Raw genomic sequence first — 21,480 nt, 5'->3', positions numbered from 1 at the left:
GTTGACTCCTTTTTCCTTTACCAAAGTCTATGAGACTTTTTAAGGCTGGGTCAAAAGTCCTTAAGCTTGCCCTGCTGCGATACAAATACTGCGTCTTATTTTGACGAAACAGGACCCTTGCAAGTTGCGTTATAGACATGGACCTTGGCTGCTATGGTACACTTAAGCATCTATGGAATATCACAGGCTTCGGCCGGTCACATTTAACTTCTCAGATTTGCATCATCTATGACTTTGATCATTATTTTATTTATTTCCACCATTGGAATTTCCTTTTTATGTTCTATGCTCGAAGCGGTCCTTCTGACGTCGACTTCGGCATATATCGGGGTTCTCATTAAAGAGAATCGAAGAAGTGCGAAGCTTCTGGAACATCTCAAAGAAAACATCGACCGTCCTATCTCTGCCATTCTCACTCTGAACACTGTTTCTCACACCTTAGGTTCCGCTGCCATCGCGTACCAAATTCAAGTTCACTACGGTCAAGAGGCGGTCACTATCGCTTCCTTTGTACTGACTTTCTTGATCCTTATTCTTTCTGAAATCATTCCGAAATCTATCGGCGCCGCTCACTGGAAAGCTCTTCTTCCATTTTCTGCTTATGCCATCCAACTCATGATCATTCTGCTTTATCCGCTGGTGATTATGTCTGAGTGGTTGGGAAAATTCTTTGCCAAAACCTCTGAAGATCCCGAAGTCACTCGCGAAGAAATTCTGATGACGGCAGAGATCGGCGTTGAAGAAGGAACTTTGAAAGGGAAAGAATCTAACATCATCAAAAATCTTTTGATGCTCGATAAGATTTACGTTTCAGATATCATGACTCCCCGTTCAGTTTTCTTTGCTCTTGATAAAGAGCTCACTGTCGAAGAAGTCTTTTTGAAATACAAGCCTTTGCGTTTTTCCCGTATCCCTGTTTATTCCGGAAGTCTCGATAATATCGTTGGCATGACTTATCGTTATAAAATTCACGAAGCTCTTTCGAACGATCAACACGATAAACTTGTCGGAGATCTTGTCACACCGATTTCCAGTATTCCGGAGCGCATGACCGTGTCTCAGGTTTTAGATTTCTTTATCAAAGAAAAAGAGCACATCGCTTTGGCTGTTGATGAATACGGTATCGTCGCAGGCCTTGTGAGCTTGGAAGACGCCGTTGAAACTCTTCTTGGTGTTGAGATCGTCGATGAATTGGATAATGTCGAAGACATGAGAAAGTTCGCCCTCGAACAGTGGCAACTGCGTAAACAAAAACTCCGCAGGAGTTAATCATGATCTTGTTGTATATCCCTTGCCCCGATAAGTCTTCCGCGGAAGCTATTGCGCGCACCCTTTTGGAAGAAAAATCCGTGGGCTGTGCGAATATCATTTCTGGCATGGAATCGATGTATTGGTGGGACGGAAAAATAGAGACAAGCTCTGAATATATACTCATTCTTAAAACTTTGAAAACCCCTGACGCACAGGAAAGAATCACAAAAAGAGTGCAAGAGCTACATCCTTACGATGTTCCCTGCGTAATGACTCTCCCCGTCCTAGGAATCAACGAATCCTATAAGAAGTGGCTTGAAGAAAGCCTGAAGTAACCTCTATGATCTCCTAAAACTCCTTGGGGGATCTATGACAAAGCAAGAACTGGCTAAGAAGATTTACGACGTCGCTCACTTAACGGGCGAATTTAAATTGCGCTCCGGCCAAATCTCCAACGAGTACTTTGATAAATACCGCTTTGAAGCCCAACCCGCTTTGCTTCGTGAAATCGCCAAACACATGGCTCCTTTGATTCCCGTCGGAACGGAAGTTTTAGCGGGCCTTGAAATGGGCGGCATTCCTATCGCAACGGCTCTTTCTTTAGAAACAGGACTTCCATGTGTTTTCGTGCGCAAAGAAGCCAAAGAATACGGCACCTGTAAATTCGCGGAAGGTTTGGAAATCAAGGGGAAGAAAGTTTGTGTGATTGAAGACGTTGTGACAACTGGTGGTCAAGTCGTTCTATCGACGGCGGACTTGCGCTCCATTGGTGCGGAAATCAGTCACGTTCTTTGCGTGATTCATCGTGGCCCTGTGTTTCCGGAACCGAAGTTGACGGAGATCGGGTTGACTCTGACTCCGCTCTTTAAAAAATCTGATTTCTAAGAATGTTTGTTGGCATTAAGAGCAAGACCTAGGTCTCGCTCTTAAGAAATCCCGGTTTTATCCGATAATAAGGACTGGTTTACTACCAGGAGTTAAGGGATGAAAAGGTATCAACAAGTCCTTGCTATCGCCGCTATCGCATTCACATCCGCAACATCGTTTGCGGGGTATGATGAGTTCAACTGTGTTACAAACGACAGTTTGGAACTATCAAATCTACAATGTATTAGCTGCGGAATTTCCAAATACTACGCAGACAAGGGAGTCGAAGTTACTCCTTCTCATAAATGGCTTGCGATTCTTGCCTTGAAGGTTCGCGAAAACAAACTGGATAAAGATGGCAAAGGCACAACAACATCTACCGATGCTGAGGTAAATTACAAACAGCAAGTTATTAAAAAAATTCAGGCTTATGGGTTCTGCACAGAATATGTTGGTAAGGATACTCCAAGCAGATCAAAAAACATGCATGACATGAGTTCCACGGAATGGAGAACCTTCTTTGAATTCTTAAATAGAGATGATCTCCCTTCAGAGAAAAGCTACGACAAATTGTCAGAGTCGTTAGGCTTCCGCTCTACAGCCTTATTTGGTTCGGGCGGCGCTAAAAAGAATATGGATTATTTATTTGAAGGATTTGATGAAGATCTCTCTTTGAACGACAAAAGAGCTTTATTCAAAGACAAACTCAAACAAGGTGTTGCCTCTGATTATAACGTTTCAGGAGAAAAAATTGAAAACTCACGAAAGTTCATTTCTTCTGGCGACAAGGATCAAGGTTTAAGAAATTGCCTATCTGACATCAAACGTCGGTTCTTCGAACAGCAAATGTCAGATAAAGAAACTTTTAAAATGTGTGAAGTCATGGCAAATGCATGTGATCTAGCTAGAACGCCAATGAGCAAAAACGATTTTTGTGTTCACAGAGGAATGGGTTTAAGACCTGCAACGGGAACTGGGACTCAACCAAGACCGCTGCCACCGCCTCCACTCCCATCAAAAGGCACCGGCGTTAAATAAAAAAGCCCCAGAGATGGGGCTTTTTCTTTTTGGCCAGGAACTAAATTATCCCTGACACTTCTTCACAATAGCATCTTGGATTTTCAGTAGTCTCTCAGACGGATTTTTAACATCCCATTGCCATTTGAAGTCACGGCAGTCTTGCCACCAGGGGAAGACCATTTTTCCGAATGTCTCGCCGTTTTTATCGTCACGCTTAAGGCGCTTATAAACTTCTCTTTCGATGATGGAGTAAGCTTTTACTGGCAAAAGTTTTTTCTGGATAAGATCAATCGCTACTTCGACAGTCGTTACAAAACCAATCTGCCCGGCCATTGTTGGATATTGAGAGTCCGCCAATTTAGAATAAGCTTCACGGATGTAGCTTACATAAGGAATTTGCGGGTATTCTTTGACCATCTGATCGTAAACGATGGCATCGAATTGACCGTTGTCACCAAAGTAAATCACCATTTCAGGTTTTTTATCTTCCAACAACTTACGGATAACTTTTTGTTTCAACTCTGGATCTTGCTTAATGCCCGAGTTCATATGAAGTTCCGTGACCGGGAAATCGTTCTCTTCCAAGAAATCACTGTGTTGTTCATTCATCAAAATTTTAGGCGCTAAACTGACATAATGAAATTCAATATCGTCGTGAGAAAAATCCAATAGACGATAAAGCTCGGACATACCCGCAAAGCGACTGTCATCGTCAGCAAAGGAAGTCACAGCTCCCTTTTTTGAAAGGACGTGGCTGACCTTAATGGTGTCATCAATATCGGAAACCACAAGAATCTTGGCCATTGCCAACTGTGAAATCAAAGTCAGCGATAAGACCAGTCCCGATAGTTTAATCATAAGCTCTCCCAAGTTCCTCCCCTCTGCAAAGCGACCAAAAGATAGACAGCGAGCGCCAGCCCGCGTCCCTCAAAGACGCCCAAAGGGTTTTAGATTGTTTTAAACTCACAGGGAATTAGAAGAGCAAGGAAGGGGCCATCAAGGAAAGGCCCCGCAAAGTTCTACGAACCAGCACCAACCCAACTTGCACCATCACAGTATTTAAACTTATTGTCAGAACTAAAATAGAGCAAAGTCCCCTTACTTCCTGCGGGAGACGCACAGGCACCTCCTCCAGTTCCGGGAATAGGTCCCATGGATTTCAATTGAGTTCCGTTACAAACTCCATAGGCATTTTGGCTGTTGTCATACTCGAAACGGCCTCCACTCGAACAGGGGCCTAAGACAATTGAGTTGATTAACTCATACACGCCTAACGAACTGCTCGCATTTGCGGTAATCACATAAGGCGCTGACGACACCAAGGACCTTGGCAAAGACATATTGGCATCTGAAAATGTGTCGTTTATAAATGGCGCTGCCTTGTTCGAAACATCAACAGAGATGATGCCAGAAAAATTCAACACGTAGACATTATTGCCATTCACAGCCATATCATAGAGGGAATTAAAGCCTGTATTCGTCACAGAGCCGACGACTACGGGAGCTGCGGGAGAACTTATATCCAAAACCGTCAGTCGAGAATTGGGTGACTCCGAAGCCACATACAAATAATTTCCCGACACCGAGATCGATTTACATTTCGCCACGCTGGCATTCGTATAAACACTTGCCAGTACCAAATTGGCTGGATTTGACGCATCCACAATATTAATTTCGTAACCACTTGAAGACGAACAAACGTAGACATAATTTCCACTGACCGCCAATGCATTGGCATAGTTCAACCCAGTTCCAGCTAAAGATGATGCGATCGCGGGGGCTGTCGGGTCCGCAATTGATAAAGAGTGCAATTTGTTTGTAGAAGAAAAAATAAAATGACTGCTCAGAGGCATAATTCGCGTAACCCACGACAAATTCGGATAACCACTGACCTCACCCACCTTAACCAAGGCCGCAGGATTTGAAATATCGAAAACAACACCTTTATAAACATTTGAAGAGCCCGCAGCAAATAAGTAATTTCCAGAAATCGCGATATCAGCGACTAATTGCAAATCATCACTATAATAATCACCTAGGACAACGGGTGAATTCACATTAGTAAGGTCCACAGTTGTAATACGTTTGGAGTTTGGAGCAAGTACATAAGCCACACTGCCCTTAAGAAGCACGCGACTTGCACCTGCGAAAATATTTGCGACACTGTACTGTTTGGAGGTCTCGATAGGAATAATACTATCACTGATATTAACGTACTCAACGCCAGAGCCAGGAACAAAATTGATCAAGTAACTTCCATTAATCACAACTCCGACTGTCGAATTGGAATCCAAAACCGAACCAAAACTTAAAGTCAGCTCCTTGGGACGATTTGGCGTCGCTATCGAAAACTGCATGTATCCAGATCCCGATTTTCCAAAAATCATATTTCCTTTTGAAACCATTCGACCATAGTAGTTATACGTTGGAAGAGCTGTCTCGAACACTATTGACGCCGGATTACTGACGTTCCACGTTGCCAAGCCTTGATCGTAAGTAGCATAGACGTAGGAACCCTTTGATAAAATGTCTTTAAAGGTTGTGAGCTTGGCAAAAGGCGCACTCGCAGACACATAAGACGGAGACGACGGCGTCGAAATACTGACAGCAAAAATCAACTGACTTCCCGTGCAACCGATAAAAATATATCCCGCATTGACGCTCATTTTAGTACAACCGTTGAAATTGGCATGAGTCAACGTCGTCACATAAGAAGGAGCACTAGGAGTCGCCACATTCACGACTGCAAGGCCCACAGAAGTTAAAACATAGGCGTAAGAGCCAACAACTTTAATATCCCGCGCATTATTAAGATTTGCATTCGATAACGTCCCGACCAAACTCGACAATGACGGCACACTGATATCGACGGACTGCAAAGAACCATTGGTGGCCACATACGCATAAGTTCCTGCAATATCCATTGCCTGTGGAGAAGCTCCAATACTCACAGTTCTCACGATACTTAAGTTATTCAGATCACTATGATCAATCACCTTAAAGCCAGAGTCACCGACCGCATATGTAAAGGTGCCGACACTATCCCCGTCGGTCATATTGTAGAAATCTCCGGTGACACTCACGGAGCTATAAAGTGTCGGGCTCGCAGGATTGGAAAGATTAAAAGTTGAAACAATCCCTGAACTATTCCCCGACACCCCCACAGTCCCATCCACATCAAAAGGTGCCTGACTTTGAGATGGTAAAGTGCTCACATATGTCGGAGCCGCTGGGTTCGATATGTCATGCACGACCACCGATCCAGTATTTGGCTCTGTGTAAAGATAATTTCCCGATACCGAAATCAAATTACTACGCCCAAAATAAGTTGTATTTAAAGATGTGTAAGCCAAAACTGGCGCTGAAGGAGTTGAAAAATCCACGACAACAAGGCGGCCGGCCCAGGTATTAGCAAGAACGTAATTTCCTTTTGAAACTATCTTGTAAACGCCATTTAGATTTGTGGCATCCGTAAAGGTTCCCAAAAGTGCTGGAGCATTTTTGGTGGTCACATCCACAGCGGCGATTTTTTTATCGACGTCGCTAGAAACATAAACCGTGCTCCCACTCACCCAAACTCCTTTAGCTGAATGATAGGAATTAGTGAACAAATTAATATGCCCTACAATACTTGCTGCTGCGGGGTTGTTGGCATCAATAATGGTTAAGCCATTTGCAGCCGCCACATAAACATATCCTCCTGCTGCTACTATGCCGTCCGGAGTATTCAAATGATAGCTGGCGTTGTTCCGGACTATGGAGCGAACCACAGGTTTAGCACCAGAAAAATCGACGATAAATACTTTCGCAGTATTGCCCGTTGTCACATAGGCATAAGTGCCGTCAAAAAAAAGTCCAGCTTCAAAACTATAACGATTCATTGGGTCAGGAAGAGCAATAGAACCTTTTTCCAAAATAGAAGAAGGATTGGAAATGTCATAAGCAAAAAGATTTTCGTTCGAGTCCATTCCAACCATGGTGTTACCCTTTGTCGATACGGAATAATGCCAAGGCTTTTTATCAAAGTAACTCGCTAGAACCGGCCCCTGCAAAACAGGTTTAGGATTTCGATCCATGATATAGATAGCGGGACTTCCTGAAAAAATACAACTGACATGGGACCCACCGACGGAAATATGATCACATGCCTTTCCGTAAGAGGCGGAGTTGGGAATCAACGTCAAAAAAGTCATCTGAGGATTTGCCGGATTAGTCACGTTATAAATCGACACATAGTTATTAGAGTTGCGGCCGTTATTTTGACTGACATAAATGAAGTTGCCATCCATTTCGATGTCTTCCGCTCGCTCCAAATATCCATAGTCAGTGGCATTAAATTTCATTTCGATAACCGGGGCTGACTTATTCGTTATGTTAACGACGGAAAGTTGTCCTTGGTACATTCCTGTTTGTCCCAGTACATAAACATAATTTCCATTCGCCACAAGGGACTTTCCATTCTGAAAATCCGTGGCAGTTAAGACCGATGCCTGCGTTACGGCTGAAGGATTGGAAACATCAAAAATATAAAAGCTGCCTGATGTAGAGACATAGGCATATCCTCCTTGAACATCCAGACCCGATGCCGAGGAAATAGAAGTATAAGAAACAAAAGTCGGAGAAGTTTTCGAAGACACATCAAGGATCAAAAGACCTTTTGAGCCTCCCACTGTATAAACATAATTCCCGACGACTTTGATACTGCGATCATTCCCAATATAGGAAGAATTGGAATAGCTCCCGCTAACGACGGGAGCCGTGGGATTGCTGACATCAATGATGACGACTTTGTTCTGCGCCAACAAATAGGCATAGTTTCCATCCACAACCATATTGCGAGGACCGGCAAACAAAGAGTTTACCAATGTAGCCACCACTGTTGGATTTCCCGGTGCACTCGCATCTATCACACTGAAATCGTTTCCAGAGGAATCCGCGACATAAGTATAATTTCCCGAACTGGCTATGGCAGAAGGAGTATCAATTTGCACCGCCGATGGATCGGTGGTCACCGACTTCACTTGCAATCCGCCATAACTGATATTCTTCCAAACTGTACCATTGCAATAGTACATTTTTAGATCCGCTGACGACCATCGAGTCGCCCCAGCAACTCCAGCAGGAGCGGTGCAATCAGCCAAGGCCTTTGGGGATATCAGGCAAGTGAAAACGAATAAGAGATGTATCAATCCATATCTCATTTGCCACTCACTTCGCTTGTTGGATAATCAAAGACTCTAGTTTTCTTAAGCGTTCTTCCAGGTTTTCTACTTTCAAATTAAGCTGCGCATTCTCCGCACGCAAACTTGCTAATTCACGCTGCGCCTTTACTTCTGCGGATTTGCACATTCCATAAAGTTCTTTGGTAGATTCGATAAGTGGCGAAATCATGTTTTGATACTTAACGGCTTTGTAACCGGAACGAGAATCTGTAACGACTGCCTCCGGCATCACTTCTTCTACTTCTTGTGCGATCAATCCCGTATCTGTCGTGTCGTTACTTCTCCATTGATAACGAACTCCACGCAGTTTCAAAATTAAGTTGAGACCCTGAGAAGTTTGGATATTTTTCTTCAGACGGCGATCGGATGTAGAAATATAACCAACGGCTTTCACATTCCCCGTAGTTTCAATACTTTCACTGGGAGTGGCTGTTCCCACACCCACATTGCTGGCATTCAAAACCTTACTGCCGTTCATATTGATATCCCCGGACATAGTCCCACCCGCCAGAGGAAGCTTGGTGGAGTCACTGGTAGAGAGAACGTTCCAAGTTCCATCTCCGCGAAGATAGGTCGTGCTATCTGCTGTACCTGTTCCTAATTGAGCAGGTGGAATTTTTGAAGAAGAACCCAGAGTTGCCAAACCATTAGCAACTCCTTTCTGAGCAGAAATTCTAGCATCGACGTCAGAGTTGAAATTTGGAATATCCGAACTTGATAAAGTCGCACAACCAAAACCCGAAGCCCCCGTCCACTTCAAGACACTTCCAATAGTAGAACAATAAAAATCTTTAATCGTGGTTCCCGCCGTCGAATCCGTCGCGAGAAGACGATTGGGGCCCGCAGAGCCCGGCGTAGCGACCACTTTAGAAAGGTTACTCACAGCTCCATTTGCTATCGTCGTATTCACAGTACCAGAGGAAAATCCGGAAGAAGTCACATCTCCAGCGAGAGTTGTAACGTAACTGCCCGTTCCAGCCGAGAGACAAGCCATCGCACTGCCATTCCAACTTAAGAACTCTCCGGCACCACAAGTGGGCAAACCCACCTTAGTCAAAAAGTCGCTGGCAACGTTGTTCCCTAATTTTTGCGCAGACATGGAGTAACCCGCAAAAGGAACAGAACGAATCACGTTATCAGGAGAAATTGTTTTCCAACCGCTGCCATCATAAAAATGCACACGCAAAACTCGATTGTCGTCGACCAAAGGAACATAGCTCGTCGCACCGTTGGCACAACTATAAGTTCCGCCAGACGAAGAGCACACTCCACATGTAAAAGTCTTTTCGTTATCAAAGGCATCTAGAACGACAGCTCCGACATTAAGTGGAAACTGAATAGTTCCTTTTCCAATGGGCACGTCAAAGACCCCTTTGGAATTAACCATATTATAGCCAAGAACTTGCTCTTGATAGATCACACAAGATCCTGAAGGGTTGAGAACCTGAAAGACGAAACTCACGTTGTCATGTTCAAATGGAACTCCATCCGTACGAAGGATACGACCTTGATATGTGAGATTGCTGGGGCCCGCAAATACTGACCATGGCAAAACGAAAATGAGGAAAACAATAAGTCCGATTATTTTATTCATGGCTCTCCCCTAAACGCTCAAATACAAGCCGCTGAACGAGTTTCTATTTACTTTATCGGTCAAAACTTTGCGATCCTGAACACAGCTCAGGGGAACATTAGATCTTCGTAATTAGGGAGTCTCAAAATAAGAAAGTACCAGTTTTAAGCTGGTACTTTAGACTTGGCTTATTTGCCTAGAGGACATTTGAAAGTTTACTTTTCTCCAACGATATAGGCGATCCAGCTTTGGCAAGCTTCACCATGATCGACACGGGTGAAGTTACCATCACCTGTTCCATCTTTGGCCGTGCCTTCCCAATACACATGGGTTTTTCTAAAGCCCACTTCGTGCATGATGTCGCGGATCTCTGGGATCGACCAGATTCTCCAGTCATACGTGAAGACCTGTTCGATCTTCTTTCCCCATACTCTGAAGTGAATATGGAAAAGAGCTTCGTTCGTCACAGGATCGAAATTTGTTTGATCCCAGTAGTACGTGAAGCCTTCATGTTTGATCGTGTCTTCGATAGCATCATAACATTGGCTGCCACCGAAAATATCAACCAAGAACATACCGTCTTTATTGAGAGTCTTTAGAACGTTGGCGAAATATTTCTTTAAAACTTCTCTTTGCTTAAAACAGAAGTAAGAAAAATTCATCGCCGCAACGATGTCTGCTTTCGGAAGATTTGGATCAAGGACGTTTCCTTCAAGCAACTTCATACGACGTTGCTGTTCCGGTCTCATCTTACTCAAATAGTTCTGGCGACCGTAAGCCATAGGCTCCGGATCAAGATCAATACCGATCGCCTCATGACGTGGGTTGAGCTTAATCCACTCTGTCGACAGAGCGAAAGTTCCACAGAAGTCCTCGCGGAACGTGCGTGCGCTTTTACCCTTTAATTCCTTATAGGTATCGCGGATAAAAACGACGTCATTTTCAGCCGATTGAACGGCCTTACGATAAAGTTCGTATTTATCAAAAAGAATCTTAGCGCTCTTTTTGTTAACACGACGACGGACTTTTTTTCTGTGAGACATTTCTTTTTTGCTCATTAAGGCACTTCCGCTACAACTTCGCGAATCGCAAGTTCAATATCCTGAAGTTGCGGCACAGAGTTCTTTTCAAGATTCGGATGAAGACCAATACCAGGCAAGTTCTTACCTGCAAGCACACGAGGGCGCGCCATCAATTGATAGAACAACTCTTGAGTTGCACGGTAAGCCAAGTGCTCACCGAAGTTAGTTACTTCTGTATCTTCATTCACAAATAAAACACGGCCCGTTTTTTCGATAGAAGATTTAATCATCTGCCAGTCGTAAGGATAAATCGAACGAAGGTCGATCACTTCCACAGAAATACCTTCTTCAGCCAGTTTCACTGCCACTTCATCACAAAGATGAACCATACGACTGTATGTAACCACCGTGATGTGCTCACCTTCATGAGTGATTTTACCTTTACCGATCGGCACAATGTACTCTTCAAGATCTGGCCAACGAGGCTTCCAACCTTCCGAGTTCTGAACTGGTTTATCAATCATCGCTTTGAGTTCTTTTTCATCCGCTGGTTCACCAGGGATCAACTCATCACCTTTATGGCGCATCAAAGCTTTTGATTTAAGATACAAAACTGGGTTTGGATCTTTGATCGCAGAAAGCATCAAGCCGTACGCGTCCAAAGGATTTGAAGGCATCACGATCTTCCAACCCGGAAGACGAGAAGCCCACGCATCAAATGAGTGAGAGTGATAAACGGAACCAAAGATCCCTGCTCCCACGGGAGTCATCACCACCATCGGAAGTTCCACTTGTCCGTTTGTGCACCACAAAGTGTTTCCAGCAATTTTAAGAAGATCGATGGTATTAAAAATATAATCGGCAAATTGAATCTCGGCGACACAACGGTCCCCCGTCATCGCAATACCCATGGCCATGCTGATGATACCACGCTCATCCAGCGGAGAGTTCCATGCATTCTTAAGACCTTGAGTCGCCGTGAAGACACCACCCAATGGCGCGCCCACGTCTTGCCCAAAGATGTCTTTTACACCCAGATTTGCTTCACCATAGTGAAGGGCCATTCTGATAGCCTGTGCTACACTCGCCATTAGAACTTCCTCCAGTCCGCATTTTCACTGCCGACGTAAACATGATCCCACACTGATTCCGGAGTTGGCACCGGCTCTTGACGAGCTTTCTCTTGCGCAACAACACCTTCTTCTTCGTAGATCTCCCAGATTTTCTTCGCCGCTTTTTCGGAAATGATTCCCGCTTCGATCAATCTGTTTTCGAATTCAAAAACAGGATCTACAAGATGTGATTTTTTATTCGCACCATCCGCAGAAGAGTGACCGTACAAACGGCTCACGTGTGCCTCGATGAACGAAGGCTTGCCTGTTTTACGGATGTATTCCATCTCTTCCTTCATCGCGAGATACGTCTCAACAGGATCATTCCCGTTGATCACGCGTGAACGGATGTTGAAAGCTTTCGCACGGTCAGCGATGTTCGTTTCACCGTGTTGGCCTTCAAACGGAGTCGAAATACCAAATTTATTATTTTGAACTGTGATCAAGACAGGCAGCTCTTGGCCTTTACGTGAAGCCAAGATCAACGCTGAAGCGAAATCACCTTCTGCCGTTCCGGCGTCTCCACCCGTGACGATAGAAATCGCTTTTTTACCAAAACGTTTTTGTGCGTGAGCTGTACCGCAAGCAATTGGATACTGAACTTCGATAGGAGAAGTCACAGGAGCCACGTTCCATTGCGGGAAGCAATAGTGATTGGCGAAGTTACGACCACCCGTTGAAGGGTCTGTCGATCTGTTCATGATCAAACGAATAGAATCCACCATCGTCATGCCAAGAGCCAACAACGTCGGCGTGCAACGATAGTGCAAGTGGAACCAGTCATGGGCAAGACCCTGCCCTTTGTTCGCAAGCATTCCGAGTGGAACCCCGAAAGCTTCTTCACCTGGTCCGCCGATCCAGAAATAAGCTTCACCCGCTTTGTAGATCTTGATCAAACGCTCTTCAAGTACACGCGACTTCACCATCAAATCATGCATGCGCAACAAGATCTCTTCCGAGAGTCCGCCGAAATCATGTTTTTTTGTCGTTACTTTTTTAGAAGTCTTCGTGGCTGTCTTTGCAGAGGGCTTCGTCTTTTTGGCAGACGCTTTGCTCCCTGATTTCACAGTGGTCTTTTTCGACATTGAAAATCTCCATCTCTAATTCGGGTCTATCTAAGCGAAAAGAGGAGCTTTTGTCACGCCAAATAGGACCTTAGAAAACGGAACATGGAGATTCTTTAAAGAGCCCAAGAACTGGGCTCAGATCAAATTTAAGAGGGTTTGGGAAGGATTAACGAAGGCCCACGGCGCGAAGGGACTCAAAAACCGCTTGGCACTCTTGGGGGCTCAAACGTTCCGCACAAGTATTAAGCATCTCGCGCGCGTAATCTTGGAATTTCGCATCAGGCGTCAGCTTCTGAGTCATCACGATATAGAAGATGCCTTTCATCTTTTCCCAACCCAAAGCTTCAACCATCAAAGCAGAGGCTCTGTTTGGAATACCACTCAACGCATGCACACCGCAGTTGTCATTTCCTGAAGTCGGAACACAACCCGCACCCAGTGCTGCAGGAATTTGCGAAATATGAGCAGGTTGTTTATCCAAACCATTTTCTGGATTCATCATATCACGCAAAGCTACAACGCTACGGCCTTCCTTTTGACTGAACTGGCGTTTTCCGTTTTCAGTCAAAACGTTTTCACCGATCAACCATTTCTTTTGTGAACGACCCGCATACACTTCTGCCATTTCACCGAAAACGTCAGCAAAACTTTCGTTCAAAGCGCCACTCTCGCCTTCGTATTTTAATCTCGAAGAAGTGTCCACGATCGCATGAGTGTATTCGTGGGCAACAACGTCAACGTGCTTCTCAAAATTATCCAGCACAGCACCACCCGCACCAAAAAGGAAACGGTTCAAACCAGAAGCCCACGCCGCATTTTGTTTGAAAGCGCTGAAGATCGGAAGAATGTCGATCTTGCCAAGCCCTACTGTGGCTTTGATTTCAGAGTTTTGACCGTCATAACTGCGACGACCAAATTGATTTTCAAAGAAGTCCGCCGTCAAAGCCAATGTGTTATGAGCGTCTTTGTGAGAACTTGAATTTTTAATCGCCTGACGAACCAACAATTTCGCGGTGTTTTGACCGTCCTTAAGAACTTCAACGCCTGTGGGATACCAAGGCAAAGAATAGAAAATGCGAATTTGCGGACGTGCGAATGCAGGCACAGCAATACAAGCGACAAGAGCCGTAGCAACAAACTTTTTAAACACAAGACACTCCGGGTAAAATGGGAGCGTCTTTTATAACACGACGGAGGCCCGTTGGTTCATGGTCTATAAACTCTCCATGACTGACCAAATTCTCGACACTAAAAAACATGGACTTCCGCTCAGAGCCAATAAACTCCCGTGAATTTCCTCGACAAAGAGTCCATTTCCTTTGGCAGCGTTTCCCTCAGCGCTTTAGCAAATATAACGATTCCTCTGGCTGACCATTGAATTCAAGGACTACCTTAAAAGCATACCAACACGCTAAAACGAGGAGGACGATATGCGTTTCAAAATGCTTTTAACTTCAATGGCGCTTTTGGTTGCTGGAGTCATCGCAACCGGCGCGAGTTCAACGAATGCTCCGAAACCACCTGGGCACGGGGACGGAACAAAACCTTCGGGCTGGTCTGAGTGGATCAGTATCGGTGGAGTAGGAACCTCAGATCCCGCAGCTTGCTCCCGATCTGCACACAGAACAATCGTCTTTGTTCGTGGCACCGACAATGCCCTTTGGGCAAGATACTGGGATGGATACAAATGGTCTGGATGGTTTTCACTCGGCGGAGTTCTCACGTCAGCACCTGCAGCCGCATGCGAAGGAGAAAATATTTACGTATTTGGTCGTGGCACCGACAATGCTCTTTGGATGCGACACTTTAACGGTTCCGCTTGGAGCAATTGGGCTTCTTTGGGAGGAGTTTTAACTTCGGGCCCTGCTGCCACTAGTTGGGGACCAGGAAGACTTGATGTCTTCGTGCGCGGCACTGACAATGCTCTCTGGCATAAATGGTTCACAGGTGGAGGATGGTCTAACTGGGAAAATCTTGGCGGAATTCTCACGTCTGATCCCGCCGCAGCATCTTGGGGACCCAACCATATCGATGTCTATGTGCGAGGAACAGACAACGCCCTCTGGCACAAATGGTTCACTGGTAGCTGGTCAGGATGGGAATCTCAAGGTGGAATTTTGACATCTTCTCCTGGTGCAGCCGCATGGGGAGTTGGTCGTGTAGATATATTTGTGCGCGGAACAGACAATGCTCTCTGGCACAAATGGTGGAGCGGCAGTTGGTCAGGTTGGGAATCTCTTGGTGGAGGTTTGAATTCAGGTCCGGGCGCAAGCTCCTCTGGGGTTAATTACGTCATCCCATGGGTGTTAGGAACTGACAATGCCGTCTGGTTCAGATCATTCACACCGTGATTCAAAAATAAAAAAAGCCCAGGGTTCTGCCCTGGGCTTTAACAACAACAAACATCGCCCTCTACTAAAGGACTCTTCAGACGCCTTACTTAGCGTTGGCCTGCTTCGGTGGCACAAGAGTTTTGCCCTCTTGCAACTGAATCAGATCCAGAAGAACACTTTCTGCTTCCTGAATATCAGGGCGCTTCAAATACTCTTCATTTTTCTTAGCCTTACTAGCCGTCTTTTTAGCCTTATCTTTTTTATCTTTTTCATTTTTATCTTTTAGCACTTCGCTCACACGGATGATTTTTCCGCGGGCTTTGGCTTTGTTCAACTCATCCACGATTTTTTTGAATTCGTCATTCTTAGCAACGCGTTCACCAGATCTTTCACGAAGAGATTTGATCCACTCTGGTTTCAACTCTTTCCATGTTCCAGGGCCTTCTTTTACGTAAGCATCTGGAGATGTAAACATATCGATCGTTTTCGGCGGCAAAGAGTAATCCATGTACTTTTCACCGATATCATCTGTGCTGTAAGGACCTGGCAATACCACGTCCGCATCAACACCGCGATGTTGCGTCGATTTACCACCAGGAATGAAGAACATACCTACAGTGACTTTGATCGCTCCCAAATTGTTTGGAATTGGAAGAACGGATTGAACGCTTCCTTTACCATAAGTGTGATCACCACCGACGATAACAGCACGTTTATAATCCTGCAAAGTTCCCGACACGATCTCAGAGGCCGAAGCAGAAATACGGCTTGTCAAAACAACAAGAGGTCCCGCCCAATCCACTGTTGGATCTGTGTCACGAAGAGCTGATTCCGCGCGGCCTTCATTTTTAGAAGACTGCTTCACCACGTTTCCAGTTTGGAAGAAAAGACCCGCGATTTTCACCGCATCTTCAAGAGATCCACCACCGTTATTAGAAAGGTCCAAGACCAATCCGTCGGCTTTTTTCTCGTTAGCTTCTTTAACAAGTTTTTTCATGTCAGCCGCAGAAGATCTGCCGCCGCGGCGAGAATCCGCATAGAAAGATGGGAAGTTGATAATTCCCAATTTCTTTTTCTTGCCGTCGATTTCTCTGTCTACAAAAGTGATCGAAGCGGCTTCGTCTTCAAGATTTACTTTTTCACGAGTCAAAGTAACGTCGAAACGTTTTTTTGCATCACCTGATTTACGCAAGATCGTCAAACGAACTTTCGTTCCTTTGTTACCGCGGATTTTTTTGACAACGTCTTTCAAATCCATGTCGATCACGTTTTCCATAGAGCCTTTTTCTTGCCCTACAGCGATGATTTTATCTTGTGGTTCAATCAAACCGGATTTTGCAGCCGCTCCCCCAGGAACAAGTTGCTCAACCACAGTGAATCCATCTTGAGAAGAAAGAGTCGCCCCGATACCTTCTAAAGAAAGGCGCATTTGAATTTCGAAATCTTCAAGAACGTCACGAGAGAAGAAGCTTGAATGAGGATCCAAAGCTCTAGCAAAAGAATCCAAATAGCCAGAGAACAAATCGTCTTGAGTTGTCTCTTGAGTTCTCTTCACTGCACGTTCGTAGTTTTTAGCGACATTCTTTTTGGCTTCATCCAATTTCATGTCTGTTGCCAAGTAATTTCCAATTTGGAATTGAATGTATTTTTTCAAATACTCATTGGCTTCAGTCGCATCTTTAGGCCATGCCTTTTTCTCGGGATCAAAAGTGAATTCTGTTGTGGAATCAAATTTGAAGTCTTTGCCCAAATATTTTTTGGCAAACTCAGCACGATCTTGAACTCTTTCAAGAACGATTTTTTGCGTTTGATCGAGGAATGCACAATCTCTGTTTTTTGTTTTATCAAAAACATTTCCAGAGATTTTTTTGATTTGATCAACGTCAGCTTGGGTGAGGTAAATTTTCGAAGGATCTAGTCTTTTGAGATACTGATCGACAACTCTGTTTTGCAAGTCGGTGTCACGGTTTGAATACTTAACGTGATTCGCCAAGAAGCCCTGTTCTATCACTGTAAGATAGCGACATTCCAAACCTTCTTTAAGCTGTGCTGAAGCAATAGAAGAAACTGCCAGCGATCCAGCAATAATGAAACCTTTAACACCTTTCGAGAATGAACTCATGATGATCCTTCCGTGTTCGAACTGATTTCATTAGATTATCAAAGATTTAGTAGAGAGCATTCAATTTATGAAGCTCGTCATAAATTAGGACGTGGGAAGGATTGTTAAGACCTTTGTCTATCTTCTTCGAGGAAAGACAGTTGTGAGAGGTTCTCCACTTTGTCACCGCGAAGACCGTTCAACTTCACTTCATGTTTAATGAAACTGCCATGCTGCGTTTCGATCATAAAGAACGACATCTCGGGGAATCTCGCCTTTAGTCTTGTCATCTCTTCGACGATTAATTGGATATTCTTAGGGTCATCGTCTGACATTCCAAAACGATGATGGGCGTTGTAGCCATAAAGTTCGATGGCCTTTTCCACACTCGCACGAATGGCGCGCTGTTTTAACTCTGCGGTTCCTTGCTTAAATTCCGAATCACCGAGCTCAACCCGTGTCTCTTTATGGCTCACGGGATAAACACTGAGATAGTTCGGTTCTAAAGGAAGAACTTTGTTCTGAACAAAAACGCGGATTCCCTCTTTGAGAGTTTCAGGGTGATGCCCACGCGCTGTGATCACTGACACCGGACGTTGATTAAACGCCGCATGATAGAAACACTCCCAAGAAGGACCTTTCCATTCAAAATCAGGAAAACCCAAAACGGCGGCAACATCTTGCACAAAAATCTGCTTTTTACCCTGAAGTTTTTCAACTTCATCAATTTGCACATCACGGAAATTACGGAAAGTTCCTGTGACATCACAAAAATCCATTTCGTAATCAGCATAGAGGCCCGATTTACCAATGGACTGATGATATTGCGCAAAATCTCCGCTAGAGATCTGCACTTCCTGACGGTCGTTTTTATGGAATAGAATCAAAGGCGTAGTTAGGAACGCGATGTTGTCATCGAAGTCGAAGAAATAGAAACTACGTCCACCGAGATGGAAGTTTCTATCTTTCTCTGGGGAACGATTGATCCCCAACTCCAATTGTCCCTTACGGGAACTGTCGCTCATACCTACTCCACCGAATACGAAATTACGTGGAGCAAATTTAGCAAAGAATCCCCCTTACGAAAAGGGGGATGAACAAATTACTTTTTTGACTTCCGAGTGACTACTTTTTTGACACCGAGAGCTTCGGCTTTGTCTTTAGCTGTCGTAGCTTTCTTTAAAGCTTTTTTAGGAGCGGCCGCTTTCGCAGCACCTTTCGCTTTTCCTTTAGCTTTGGCCTTCGTCCCGCCCTTTTCATTGATAAGAGCCACGGCTTGTTCCAACGTCACCGTATCCGTTGTCGTTCCCTCTGGAAGAGACACATTGACTTTACCGCTCTTAATATAAGGACCATAAGGACCGTTATAAACTTGAATCGCATCGCCAGAATCAGGATGCACCCCAAGATCTTTCAATGGAGCAGCTTTGCCCCGACCCTTTTTCGGTTGGCTCAACATTTCAAGAGCTCTTTCAAGAGTGATCGTGAAGATACTCTCGCCTTTTGGAATTGAACGATAGTCGCCATCGTGAACAACGAAAGGACCAAAGCGACCCAAGCCTGCTTTGATTTCTTTTCCTGTTCCTGGATGCTCACCCAAAGTTTTTGGCAACGATAAAAGTTCCAACGCCATCTTGAGATCCACTTGCTCTGGCTGAGTGCCCGGAGGCAGAGACGCTCTTTTTGGTTTATCATCTTCAGGGCTCACATCACCCAATTGCACGTAAGGACCGTAACGACCATTAAGCACATACACTGGAAGATCTGTTTTGGGATCTTTCCCGATAGAGTCAGCCCCATTGATTTTTTGATCAATCAATTTTTCTGCAATTTCAGGAGTAATATCCGCTGGTGATTCGTTGTCTGGCAAGGAAGCGCTGACGTCTTCACCATCACGTTTTGTCGTGACATAAGCGCCGTAACGACCCACATGGAATTTATATCTATCCATGCCTTCTAAAGTCATTGTGCGCGCATCATCAGGATTGATTTTTTCGCCTTGATCATCCACGCGTGACTTAAGCCCTTTCGGACCTTTGTAGATCGACGCAAGATATTTTTCCCAATCCAAATCGCCATCGGCGATATTGTCGAGACTTTGTTCCATCTCTGACGTGAATCCAAGATCCACGTATTCAGAAAGATACTGACTTAAAAGTTTCGAAACAATCATCGCCGTGAATGTCGGAATGAGTGCCGTTCCATTCTTACGAACGTAACCACGATCAATGATCGTACCGATAACAGAAGCGTACGTCGACGGACGTCCGATACCTTCTTTTTCCATCGTTTGTACAAGGCTGGCCTCTGTATAACGAGCTGGTGGTTTTGTTTCGTGAGATGTTGGATCGAGTTTTGACACTTTCACCGCATCTTTAACTTTAAGAGCTGGCAAACGCACTTCTCTTTCAGCCAAATCTGCTTCGGGATCATCACTCCCCTCAACGTAGGCGCGCAAGAAACCCGGGAACTCGATAGTCATTCCCGAAGCTCCGAACAAAGCATCACCCACTGTGATTTTCGCACTCACTTGCTTTTGACGAGCATCCACCATTTGCGAAGCGATCGTGCGTTTCCAGATCAAATCATAAAGACGGAACTGAGTTCCTGTCAGACCCGTTTCATCCGGATCCATAAACTGATTTCCTGCAGGACGGATCGCTTCATGGGCCTCTTGAGCGCCCTTTACTTTTTTCGCAGCATAATTGCGTGGCTGCGGAGTCAGATACTCTTTACCGTACTTGCTTTGGATACAATCGCGAGAAGCATTGATCGCTTCATTCGACAAGAATGTCGAGTCCGTACGCATATAAGTGATGAAACCTTGCTCGTACAACTTTTGCGCGACTTGCATGGTTTCACGAGAGCTCAAACCTAATTTACGATTGGCCTCTTGTTGCAAAGTCGAAGTGATAAATGGAGCTGCTGGTTTTCTGAATGTTGGTTTTTCTTCAACATCAGATACGGTCCAAGCGCCTGACTTCAAATCAGCAGCGAGTTTCGCCGCTGTTTTTTCATCCAGCACTAAAACGTCTTTTCCGGCTGTCAGTTGACCTGTCAAACCATCAAAGTCTTTACCTGTTGCGACTCTTTGATTTTTATACTGCTGCAAACGAGATTCAAAGTTCACGCCGTCTTTATTCAACTCAGCAAGAACACCCCAGTAAGCAGACTTTTTAAAGCGGATGCGCTCAAGTTCTCTTTCAACAATCAAACGCACAGCCACGGATTGCACACGACCTGCCGAGAGACCATAGGCCACTTTTTTCCAAAGTAGCGGAGAAATCGTGTAACCCACCAAACGATCCAAGATACGGCGCGCTTCCTGAGCACGAACAAGATTCAAATCAATCTCGCGCGTGTCTTTCAAAGCTTTTTGAATCGCGTCTTTGGTGATCTCATGAAACACCATTCGTTTTGTGGGAACTTTGGGTTTTAGAACTTCAAGCAAATGCCAGCTGATAGACTCCCCTTCGCGGTCTTCATCGGTCGCGAGGTACAGCTCTGTGGCTTCTTCGAGTTTGTCTTTCAGATTCTTCACCACTTTCACTTTGTCCTTAGGAACACAGTAAAGAGGTTCGAAATTTTTATCGACGTTGACTCCGAGTTGCGCCCACTTCTCTTTTTTTACTTTCTCAGGAATGTCTTTCGCAGATTGTGGTAGGTCACGGATATGCCCCATGCAGGATTCAACGACATAGTCTTTTCCGAGGAACTTACGAATGGTCTTGGCTTTTGTGGGAGACTCCACAACGACAAGCTTTATACCATCTGATGCGTCACTTTTTTTGGCCATGATAAGTCCTTAATTGTAGTTCGAGCGATCACTAGACAAACGTCGGTGGTGTAGCCCGCACTATATATATAGACAAAAAATGAAGGCGAATGCCTCAAGGTGCAAGTCTAATTTTT

General features: G+C 44.8%; 15 protein-coding genes. 5 read left to right on the top strand and 10 right to left on the bottom strand.

Annotation, left to right across the window (positions count from 1 at the left end; translation table 11 throughout):
• Positions 1-228: 228 nt before the first annotated feature.
• From ACL934_RS04970 to ACL934_RS04955, 4 genes are all read left to right on the top strand, one after another.
• Positions 229-1,269: a CNNM domain-containing protein gene (locus ACL934_RS04970; RefSeq protein ID WP_374078340.1), complete on the top strand. Its 1,041-nt coding sequence runs from the start codon at positions 229-231 to the stop codon at positions 1,267-1,269.
• Between the two features lie 2 nt (positions 1,270-1,271).
• Positions 1,272-1,586, top strand: coding sequence for a divalent-cation tolerance protein CutA (cutA, locus tag ACL934_RS04965; RefSeq protein ID WP_374078337.1), 315 nt, complete (start codon positions 1,272-1,274; stop codon positions 1,584-1,586).
• Between the two features lie 34 nt (positions 1,587-1,620).
• Positions 1,621-2,136, top strand: a complete 516-nt coding sequence (gene pyrE / locus ACL934_RS04960; protein ID WP_374078335.1) for an orotate phosphoribosyltransferase — start codon at positions 1,621-1,623, stop codon at positions 2,134-2,136.
• A gap of 99 nt (positions 2,137-2,235) precedes the next feature.
• Complete coding sequence (locus ACL934_RS04955; RefSeq protein ID WP_374078333.1) at positions 2,236-3,156, top strand: hypothetical protein; 921 nt, start codon at positions 2,236-2,238, stop codon at positions 3,154-3,156.
• A gap of 45 nt (positions 3,157-3,201) precedes the next feature.
• On the opposite strand, the gene ACL934_RS04950 is transcribed toward ACL934_RS04955, so the two are convergent.
• The 7 genes from ACL934_RS04950 to ACL934_RS04920 all read right to left on the bottom strand — a co-directional run bounded on the left by ACL934_RS04950 (position 3,202) and on the right by ACL934_RS04920 (position 14,284).
• Entirely contained in the window at positions 3,202-3,996 is a 795-nt protein-coding gene (locus ACL934_RS04950) for a phosphatase domain-containing protein (protein WP_374078328.1), read from the bottom strand.
• A 161-nt stretch (positions 3,997-4,157) separates the two neighbouring features.
• Positions 4,158-8,339, bottom strand: coding sequence for an LVIVD repeat-containing protein (locus ACL934_RS04945; RefSeq protein WP_374078326.1), 4,182 nt, complete (start codon positions 8,337-8,339; stop codon positions 4,158-4,160).
• A 7-nt stretch (positions 8,340-8,346) separates the two neighbouring features.
• A complete protein-coding gene (locus ACL934_RS04940; protein ID WP_374078323.1) occupies positions 8,347-9,954 on the bottom strand; it encodes a tail fiber domain-containing protein in 1,608 nt (535 codons plus the stop codon).
• 194 nt (positions 9,955-10,148) lie between these two features.
• Positions 10,149-10,991, bottom strand: a complete 843-nt coding sequence (locus ACL934_RS04935; protein WP_374078321.1) for a class I SAM-dependent methyltransferase — start codon at positions 10,989-10,991, stop codon at positions 10,149-10,151.
• Positions 10,991-12,046: an alpha-ketoacid dehydrogenase subunit beta gene (locus ACL934_RS04930; RefSeq protein WP_374078319.1), complete on the bottom strand. Its 1,056-nt coding sequence runs from the start codon at positions 12,044-12,046 to the stop codon at positions 10,991-10,993. Before ACL934_RS04930 ends, ACL934_RS04935 begins: the two co-directional genes overlap by 1 nt.
• A complete protein-coding gene (locus ACL934_RS04925) occupies positions 12,046-13,152 on the bottom strand; it encodes a thiamine pyrophosphate-dependent dehydrogenase E1 component subunit alpha (protein ID WP_374078316.1) in 1,107 nt (368 codons plus the stop codon). The genes ACL934_RS04930 and ACL934_RS04925 overlap by 1 nt, the downstream gene beginning before the upstream one ends.
• Before the next feature lie 148 nt (positions 13,153-13,300).
• A complete protein-coding gene (locus ACL934_RS04920; RefSeq protein ID WP_374078313.1) occupies positions 13,301-14,284 on the bottom strand; it encodes a M4 family metallopeptidase in 984 nt (327 codons plus the stop codon).
• A gap of 280 nt (positions 14,285-14,564) precedes the next feature.
• Here ACL934_RS04920 and ACL934_RS04915 point away from each other — a divergent pair, with 280 nt between their 5' ends.
• Positions 14,565-15,485: a hypothetical protein gene (locus tag ACL934_RS04915; protein ID WP_374078311.1), complete on the top strand. Its 921-nt coding sequence runs from the start codon at positions 14,565-14,567 to the stop codon at positions 15,483-15,485.
• An 85-nt stretch (positions 15,486-15,570) separates the two neighbouring features.
• Here the strand turns inward: ACL934_RS04915 and ACL934_RS04910 are convergent, their stop codons facing one another.
• From ACL934_RS04910 to topA, 3 genes are all read right to left on the bottom strand, one after another.
• The gene (locus ACL934_RS04910; RefSeq protein WP_374078308.1) at positions 15,571-17,589 is read right to left on the bottom strand and encodes a S41 family peptidase; all 2,019 of its coding nucleotides are present in this window, start codon (positions 17,587-17,589) and stop codon (positions 15,571-15,573) included.
• A gap of 104 nt (positions 17,590-17,693) precedes the next feature.
• Positions 17,694-18,593: a hypothetical protein gene (locus tag ACL934_RS04905; protein WP_374078305.1), complete on the bottom strand. Its 900-nt coding sequence runs from the start codon at positions 18,591-18,593 to the stop codon at positions 17,694-17,696.
• A gap of 77 nt (positions 18,594-18,670) precedes the next feature.
• Positions 18,671-21,364 carry a type I DNA topoisomerase gene (topA, locus tag ACL934_RS04900; protein WP_413613190.1) on the bottom strand — a complete coding sequence of 898 codons (2,694 nt, stop codon included), beginning with the start codon at positions 21,362-21,364 and terminating at the stop codon, positions 18,671-18,673.
• Positions 21,365-21,480 lie beyond the last annotated feature (116 nt).

The organism is Bdellovibrio sp. HCB-110, assembly GCF_047323225.1.
Classification (GTDB): Bacteria; Bdellovibrionota; Bdellovibrionia; order Bdellovibrionales; family Bdellovibrionaceae; genus Bdellovibrio.
Note: the sequence above shows the minus strand (reverse complement) of the source record. Positions and strands in the feature narration are given on the sequence as shown.

Bases quoted from the DNA above. Each gene is read 5' to 3' on its own strand.
- ACL934_RS04970 (WP_374078340.1), top strand. From the start codon at position 229: ATGACTTTGATCATTATTTTATTTATTTCCACCATTGGAATTTCCTTT.
- cutA (WP_374078337.1), top strand. From the start codon at position 1,272: ATGATCTTGTTGTATATCCCTTGCCCCGATAAGTCTTCCGCGGAAGCT.
- pyrE (WP_374078335.1), top strand. From the start codon at position 1,621: ATGACAAAGCAAGAACTGGCTAAGAAGATTTACGACGTCGCTCACTTA.
- ACL934_RS04955 (WP_374078333.1), top strand. From the start codon at position 2,236: ATGAAAAGGTATCAACAAGTCCTTGCTATCGCCGCTATCGCATTCACA.
- ACL934_RS04950 (WP_374078328.1), bottom strand. From the start codon at position 3,996: ATGATTAAACTATCGGGACTGGTCTTATCGCTGACTTTGATTTCACAG.
- ACL934_RS04945 (WP_374078326.1), bottom strand. From the start codon at position 8,339: ATGAGATATGGATTGATACATCTCTTATTCGTTTTCACTTGCCTGATA.
- ACL934_RS04940 (WP_374078323.1), bottom strand. From the start codon at position 9,954: ATGAATAAAATAATCGGACTTATTGTTTTCCTCATTTTCGTTTTGCCA.
- ACL934_RS04935 (WP_374078321.1), bottom strand. From the start codon at position 10,991: ATGAGCAAAAAAGAAATGTCTCACAGAAAAAAAGTCCGTCGTCGTGTT.
- ACL934_RS04930 (WP_374078319.1), bottom strand. From the start codon at position 12,046: ATGGCGAGTGTAGCACAGGCTATCAGAATGGCCCTTCACTATGGTGAA.
- ACL934_RS04925 (WP_374078316.1), bottom strand. From the start codon at position 13,152: ATGTCGAAAAAGACCACTGTGAAATCAGGGAGCAAAGCGTCTGCCAAA.
- ACL934_RS04915 (WP_374078311.1), top strand. From the start codon at position 14,565: ATGCGTTTCAAAATGCTTTTAACTTCAATGGCGCTTTTGGTTGCTGGA.
- ACL934_RS04910 (WP_374078308.1), bottom strand. From the start codon at position 17,589: ATGAGTTCATTCTCGAAAGGTGTTAAAGGTTTCATTATTGCTGGATCG.
- ACL934_RS04905 (WP_374078305.1), bottom strand. From the start codon at position 18,593: ATGAGCGACAGTTCCCGTAAGGGACAATTGGAGTTGGGGATCAATCGT.
- topA (WP_413613190.1), bottom strand. From the start codon at position 21,364: ATGGCCAAAAAAAGTGACGCATCAGATGGTATAAAGCTTGTCGTTGTG.